Origin of the sequence: Ruegeria arenilitoris, assembly GCF_013032445.1 — a bacterium.
Classification (GTDB): Bacteria; Pseudomonadota; Alphaproteobacteria; order Rhodobacterales; family Rhodobacteraceae; genus Ruegeria; species Ruegeria arenilitoris_F.
The window spans coordinates 1-7024 of the sequence record NZ_WQCA01000061.1; the positions used below are offsets into that span (position 1 = coordinate 1).

Annotated in this window: 7 protein-coding genes; 3 read left to right on the top strand and 4 right to left on the bottom strand. The window is 51.0% G+C overall.

The window, feature by feature from the left end; translation table 11 throughout:
• Both GOW98_RS25100 and GOW98_RS25105 read left to right on the top strand, forming a co-directional pair.
• Positions 1 to 504, top strand: a 504-nt coding sequence (locus GOW98_RS25100) for a DDE-type integrase/transposase/recombinase (RefSeq protein ID WP_170337330.1), incomplete at its 5' end; no start/stop codon positions are given.
• Positions 505 to 900: 396 nt separating this feature from the next.
• Positions 901 to 1224 carry a hypothetical protein gene (locus GOW98_RS25105; protein ID WP_170337331.1) on the top strand — a complete coding sequence of 108 codons (324 nt, stop codon included), beginning with the start codon at positions 901 to 903 and terminating at the stop codon, positions 1222 to 1224.
• A 275-nt stretch (positions 1225 to 1499) separates the two neighbouring features.
• On the opposite strand, the gene GOW98_RS25110 is transcribed toward GOW98_RS25105, so the two are convergent.
• The 4 genes from GOW98_RS25110 to GOW98_RS25125 form a co-directional block, all read right to left on the bottom strand.
• A complete protein-coding gene (locus GOW98_RS25110) occupies positions 1500 to 2291 on the bottom strand; it encodes a DUF3299 domain-containing protein (protein WP_170337332.1) in 792 nt (263 codons plus the stop codon).
• Positions 2292 to 2434: 143 nt separating this feature from the next.
• Positions 2435 to 3334 carry a hypothetical protein gene (locus GOW98_RS25115; RefSeq protein WP_170337333.1) on the bottom strand — a complete coding sequence of 300 codons (900 nt, stop codon included), beginning with the start codon at positions 3332 to 3334 and terminating at the stop codon, positions 2435 to 2437.
• Positions 3331 to 3756 carry a putative quinol monooxygenase gene (locus tag GOW98_RS25120; RefSeq protein WP_170337334.1) on the bottom strand — a complete coding sequence of 142 codons (426 nt, stop codon included), beginning with the start codon at positions 3754 to 3756 and terminating at the stop codon, positions 3331 to 3333. The genes GOW98_RS25115 and GOW98_RS25120 overlap by 4 nt, the downstream gene beginning before the upstream one ends.
• A gap of 59 nt (positions 3757 to 3815) precedes the next feature.
• Positions 3816 to 5558, bottom strand: coding sequence for an amidohydrolase (locus tag GOW98_RS25125; protein ID WP_170337335.1), 1743 nt, complete (start codon positions 5556 to 5558; stop codon positions 3816 to 3818).
• Between the two features lie 158 nt (positions 5559 to 5716).
• On the opposite strand from GOW98_RS25125, the gene GOW98_RS25130 reads away from it, so the two are divergent.
• The gene (locus GOW98_RS25130; RefSeq protein WP_170337336.1) at positions 5717 to 6658 is read left to right on the top strand and encodes a helix-turn-helix domain-containing protein; all 942 of its coding nucleotides are present in this window, start codon (positions 5717 to 5719) and stop codon (positions 6656 to 6658) included.
• Positions 6659 to 7024 lie beyond the last annotated feature (366 nt).

Genomic DNA, 7024 nt, shown 5'->3' on the forward strand with positions numbered 1-7024 from the left:
ATTAGACAGAAGCGTGTTCAGCAGCTGCGCGCGTTCTCCAAATGGAAATGGCACGTGGATGAGGTTTTTGTGAAGGTAAATGGCAAGCGGCTTTATCTTTGGCGGGCCGTTGATCACGAAGGTGAGGTGCTGGAAGCCGTTGTCACCAAACGCCGAAACAAGCAGGCAGCACTGAAATTCCTCAGGAAATTGATGAAGCGGCACGGTAAAGCGGAAAACGTCGTCACGGATCGCTTCGCCTCATACAGAGCCGCGCTCAGAGAGCTTGGCGCTACCGAAAAACAAAGGACGGGCAGGTGGCTCAACAACCGCGTCGAGAACTCGCACCTGCCGTTTCGACGAAGAGAATGGGCCATGCAACGTTTCAGGCGCATGCGAAGTTTGCAGAAGTTCGCCTCCGTCCACAACCACTTTAACAAAGAAAGATCGCTCGCCAGCCGAAACACCTTCAAGCTGACACCAACCGCCGCTCTCGCCGAGTGGCGCGAACTTGGTGCGGCATAAAGGGCAGCTCTACTGGCATAGCTGAGACTGGTTCGAATCTGTCTGACAGCATCGACTATCTTTCCGAAGGCTTTTTTTGGCTCGCTGAGCGGTTATTCTTCACGGAAACCCGAACTTTCCGCCGTGAGTTACGGCTTCAAGCGATAGCGGACATTAGCTACAAATACGGCTTCTAGAGGTTTGCGGGCAAAGCTGCCAACTTTACTTCGTGGCGCGAGCAATTTGACTGCCCGCACCATTTAATTGCTTCGAATTTGCGGCCTATTCAATGTCAATGAGGCCGGTGACGGCCCGGGACGGCTCCACATCCCAAAGAGCTTGGAAATTTGATCGCCTTTGGTGCTACGCTATCAGGAACGCGGTTAAATTCTCCTAGAGGAAGCGAGGAATAACAGAATGAAGCCAATACCGTTCGCCGCTTGCGCGATCCTTTTCACTGTGTGTGGTGTCCAAGCTCAAGAGTTGAAAAAGGGCCTAAAAGATGATGCTGCCACGTGTTTAATCGAGGCAGAGTGGCCTTTGATTGAAGAAATGAGCATCAAAACCAGACTTTCACAGCCATATCTGAAAGAGGTAGTTGGTATTATAGTGCGGGATCTCGAAAACCCAGAGTTTATGATAGAAGCTTACAGAAAAGTTGCGGAAGATTTTGGCGATGACCCGTCCGGCTTGAGCGCGTCAAGAAGGGCCGAGTGTTTGGAGCCTTTATTGAGTCAATAAAAAGTTCTTGAACGGAAACGAGAGCCGAAGTCAACAACTTTTCTAACTGCATGGGGCAAAGGAAAGTCGCGTGTTCAATGGGTTAATTTAGTAAGACGTCCTAAAGCAACTGAACCGAATTCTGGACTTGTCTGACTTTGCTACTAGCAAACACGCGCGAAATTTTGTTGCCACGTTCTGGGTAGCGTGTCCTAGACACGTTGTAATCTACAAAGGTAGAGCACTTGAAGAGCGACTTAACCTCTTGGGTTTTTGGCGAATGTGCTACCCTGAGATCAATAGGTGAATGCTTCAACAATACGCGCATTGAGTTTATAAATGGATTCCACGTTTGTCGCACCATCGTAGAATGTAACATCGCTGACTCTGCGTTCATCTGACAGTTCGCCTTCGATCCAAAACGCATCGAAAATCGATGTGAGTTCTACACCCTCAGGGTAATCAACATGAATAATTTGGTTCGGTGGCGGCGAAGGTGTATGAACGCAAGAACCAGCAACCGGGACAAACAGAAATTCGGTTACAATTCCTCCGTCGATTGTCAGTGGTACGATGTACCCAGGTAGCCTGATGGTCGTGCCCAGTTTATCCAAATTTGGACCGCGCCCGATTGAGTTGTTTTGCGCAATGATTTTTCGGCGCTCCAGCATTAGCTTTTCTACGTCGACATCATTTGCGTACAGAATACCATTGGCCGCCCTATATTCTTTAATTAGATCAGGATCAGAGCGCTCACTGGTACTGGAAGTTCGCCAACGAACTTGCGTTCGCATAGCGTTCAACAACGGATTTGGCAGGGATTCAAACGGGGTTTCCAGAGACTTTAGGGTTGGCTTCAAATCACGCCAGCTTACCGCAACACGTTCATGAATAGACTCATCTAGCCCCGTGGAGCTTGGGGCAATGGCCAAACCAAGTAAGCGCTCAGACATGTCAAAACGCTTCGCCCCTGAAGGAGACGCTTGGGCAGCAGATTCTTGCGGGCCTTGGGCAACCTCAGCCTGAGCAGTTTGAATGTGTGCGAACGCAAAAACTGTAATTGCCAGAGCGATCAGGTTGCTTGTCATTTCACAGCTCCAGTTTTCCTCACAGTTACGACGGAGCCAAGTTTTCGGCCAAGGTCTGCTATACATGGGATCGTTCACTCTCACGTTTTTGCTGTCCCCAGCCATTGAAAGCCGTCTCTTGAATTATGCTTCCAAAGCGCCAGTCAAAAAAAGAACGATAATCCTAGTTTGAGTTGTCTGTTCGGCCCACCATCAGGTTTACGCTCTAGAGTGTAGTATCCAACACTGACGTCCATAGCGGTGCCTTTGGCCTCATTGATGATTGACGTTTTACCAGCGGTCAAACCCAGTGGAATTGCCCAAGCTTCATCATTGCTGGCGGAATTCCAATTGTACGAAACGACGTTGTTGTACCCGATGTACCAACCCTCTCCCAAACCGTAGTTCAAAATGGGTTGCAGGATGGTTACGTTGAAATCGTTCTCGCCCCACATATGGGCAATGACACCACCCCACGACAGATCACCGGTTTGCCCAAACATGACAAAGGCAGGGCCAGCGCCCCAACCTGCGCCTTGCAAGGCGTCATTAGTATGCGTTGGAAGGGATACTTGCAGGCCGTACCCCAGCGCGATTCCGCTCTCTCCTGGCGTAGGTGAATAGAATGCCTGAACAGTTGAATCGCCGATGCCCCAAGCCAAATCATCTTCTTCCGAGGGATCGACAATTCCCGGCGGCAACACGGCTCCGGGTTGGACACCTTGAATCGGCACAATTCCCCGAAGCACCAAGGTGGCGTCTGTAAGTGGAACTGAATAGACGGGCTGTAGCTGAAAGTTGTAGCTGTCGTCATCGTTCGTCCCGGTTCTGAAGGCAATTGTATTGTCGGTGATCAGCGCCTTTGTGTCCGCAAGTGGGTTCGCGGCCTTCCGCGCTGCCTGACAAGCAGCATCACAAGCTCGGGCTTCATCGGCTTGAAAACTCAGCATCCCAGCGAAGAACATTGTACAAATGCAAAGTCGGCATTTCATCATTTGCTCCCGAGTTCCGCTTAAATTTTTTTGTAGACTTTTTCTGAACTTTCTTTGCCATCGCGCATTCATTTGGATGGCCCTTGCGACGCAGCGGCAATTGGTTGGCCAATCTCCGCTCCAATGCTTTGGAACAATTCCTGATGGCTGTTTGTAAGCTTCGATAGCGTGACTATTTTCTCGAACTGCGCCAACTCAACCAACTGGGGTATGAAAGGTTCGATCAACGCTTCGTGCCGGGCGTGGGCAGCCGCATCCACATAACGTTCGTAGCCGTACACAGTCTCGCCAACTCGGGCGAACTCGTAAATCAAAAGCCCGTCATCGGAGGCAGACGCCTCAACCATATCGTTGGCCAAAGCATCAAAAGCCTGTGCGTTTTCAGCGGGAACGTTCAGTATGGCGATAAAAGCGACTTCTTCCGCGTAAGCATGAGTCACCATTGAAAAACTTGCAGCCAGCCAAAAAGCTGTACAACGAACCAGTCGTTTCAATTTTTGCCTCCTATCCGGAGTTTACACGAGACGGCCAAGGGCGTTGTGCGCCCCAGCAATCAAATGCCGTCCCGATGCGTGAACCGCCCATCCATTAGCGTGCCTAACACCTTGATGTTCGAGATTTCACGCGGTTCGACGGCAGTAATGTCCTGATCGAGAACAACGAGGTCGGCATATTTGCCGACTTCGATGGACCCGATTTTGTCCTCCATTGCTTGCTGAGCCGCAGGATAGATTGTGATTGCTTTCAGCGACTCTTCCAATGAGGCCGGTTTGCGCGACAATGGGAACGGTTTACTGTCCGGATTCAGCGGGTCCTGCAAAGTCATCGCGATCTCAACATTTAGCAGTGGACCAATCAGATCAATAGGCGAGGATGGTACGTCCGAAGATATCGATACGTTGTGTCCAAGCGCCATCAGTGAGGAATAGCGGGCAAAAATAGCTTCGACCTTTGCACGTCCCAACAGGTCCAAAGCGTTAACATCCTGGTTTTCCCAATCAACGTGGAAAATAGGCGTCGTATTTACCATGATGTCATTCTCAATAACTGTCTCGTGGTCTTGATCCGATACCCAAAAGTAGTGATGCAACAGATTGTTGGGAACGTCATAACCAGCGCCGCGCGCGGTCATGATCGCGTCCACCGTGTTGCGCACTGTTTGTGATCCATCGACGTGAGTGCCCACCGGAAGCCCGTTCTGATTAGCATGTAGATAGACTGAAGTTATCATTGGGCCTTCAATGGCAGCCGCACCGCGCGTTGCGGACCCGTCCGCATAGTCGTCCAGCATCCAGGCGGTTTTCGAACTCCAGTTCCCTTCCGGATGGATTTTGATGCCCCAGATCCGCAGCATGTCGCTGTCGTACTGCTCACGTAATTCGAGTGTGTGCTCTACGATTTCGTCAGCAGTGGCGGTCGGGTCCTTGAAACCCGTCGCAACAAAAGTGCGGATCGTTAGCTCACCGTTCTTTTCAAGTTCGTGTAGGTGAGCCAGTGCGAGTTTCTCGTCATCTTTCACAAGAGACAGATCGGTAACAGTCGGCATAGCCATCAGAGGCACGTGAACGGCTGTAATTCCGGTTTTGACGGCCTGATCGTAGAGGTTTTTCTGGATGTCAGGAATTTCACCTGCCGGGTCCCAAGCGCCTGCATTTCGAAATGCCGCAGCCCACTGGAATTCAATGCCGATTCCTGTTTGGTTGCCTTCCGCGTCACGCTGCCAGAACATAACACCCGGCACCTGATCCTCTTCGTCAGGGCTGACTTGACCCGCTTCGAAAGCTTTGGAGTTCATCCAAACATCGTGGATTGTGAAGTCGAGGATAAAAGCCGGACGGTCAGAAACCGCCGAATCCAAATCTTCTTTTGTGGGCCACCCGCCATAAGCCACCTGATTGAACCCATATCCAAGGATCAACTCCTCATCAGGGTTTGCATCGGCATATTCCTTGACTGCGGCCAAGGCCTCCTCAAGTGTTTCAATTCCAAACAGACTGACACCGCGCGACGTCCAACCCGATGCAACAATGTGATCGTGGCCTGACACAAACCCCGGCAACAGGGTATCCCCACCCAAGTCCAGAACTTCGGTGTTATCACCGATCAGTGCCTCTGCACCCGCAACATCGCCAACGTAACTTATCTGGTTCCCTGTGACCGCAACGGCCTGCGCCGTCGGCGCATCGTCATTCATGGTAAGTACGGAAGCATTGGTAAAGACCAGATCGGCGGCCTGCGCATAGAGAGCAGTTGAGGACACCAATAGCGCAGCAATGGAAAGTGTTAGCTTGTTCATGAGGCACTCCGAGGACATTGACAGGTTTTCTGTGTTCGAGATCGATAGTGTAACCTGAGTTTAGGACTGGCTATCCGAATCGTGCAAACTATTATGAATAATTGAATTTCAATGTGCTGCTGCCAGAGGCGGTCGCAGTAAGGGTTAACTGAGGCGCTATGTTACTGTCCGAGAAAATACGTTCAGTGGAAGACCTGCCTGATTACACTGGCGTCCAACTCGAAGCGCTCGCTCTCTCTCCACAGGGTCCGAAGCTGAATTGGCGCATGGCCCAACGCAATGGTTTTAGCCTTTATTGCGAGGAGTATTTTTCGCGTATTCGTTTCCAAGAAGTTCAACACGGCGACACAGTCTTTCTCGGTTTAGTCTTGCCCAATGGCGAACCGGTTCGATTTCAGGGAACTCTATATGAGGATCCGTTTCTTGTGTTCTGGCAAGGGCAAAAGCCAACAGAGTATGACTACGTAGCCGAAGCTGGCACTCAGATATACCTGCTGGAAGTTCCGTGGCTACAGGTCGAGAAGCGTGGATGGGCAACGTTTAAAGCACCCAACCGCCTTTCCAGATCCGATGCTCTGAATGCTTATGTCCGATGCATTGAGAAATGGCTTTGCCACAAACAAACTGCCACGGGTGCGACAGAAGCTTGGATGCTAAATGACGTTCTCGAGAACCTCGAAAACTTGGCAGGTGAAATTCTTTACTGTGCCGAACCACAAATGGCCGCAGAAAAGGCGAGCCATTGTCAATGGAAGACCGTTGTGGCGGCCGAAGAGTATTTTTCAGAAAACCCGGCTGGCACGAAACTAACGGTTCAAGAACTATGCCGCGAACTCGGGGTATCGAGGCGGTCACTCTTTTTGGCCTTTGAAAAACAACTTGGTGTTGGCCCAAGCAAGTTCCAGTCGATTGTACAGCTACATCGGCTAAGGTCACTTTTGCTGGAAAGCACCTATGAGAAAGGTGTCGTTTCAAAACTCATCGGAGAAGCCGGTTTTAACCACCTAGGTCGGACATCAGTTGCCTATCGCCAATTCTTCGGTGAGACGCCGATAGAAACGGCGAGTCGACCAAAACACGGTTCGGCTACAGGTGCTTAGTAAGACGTGAGTCCGCTTGGGCTCGTAGCGGCCATTCGACGCTTCCTCGCTGAATGTCTATTTTGGACTCAGAGCAGCCGTTCCCTACGTTCCGTCTGAATGCCCGCTGTGCGGACAAAATAGTTATTGCCTCATGATTAGGCAATGACCGCGGTTAGCCCAAAGCGGACATGTCCGTTTCACATATTATGTGCCTCCTCAGGGAGAGGGACCGCAAGAGCTTCGGTGCTTGCGATACCACGGAACTTGCACAATAAACATGGCCCATCGCGTTGCGGGTCTTGTCAGATTAACTTTGCTTGAGCAGGGCAGGGCAGGGCGGTTGCGTAGCGTTTGCCTATGACCAGACCTGCCTGTTTCAAGTGC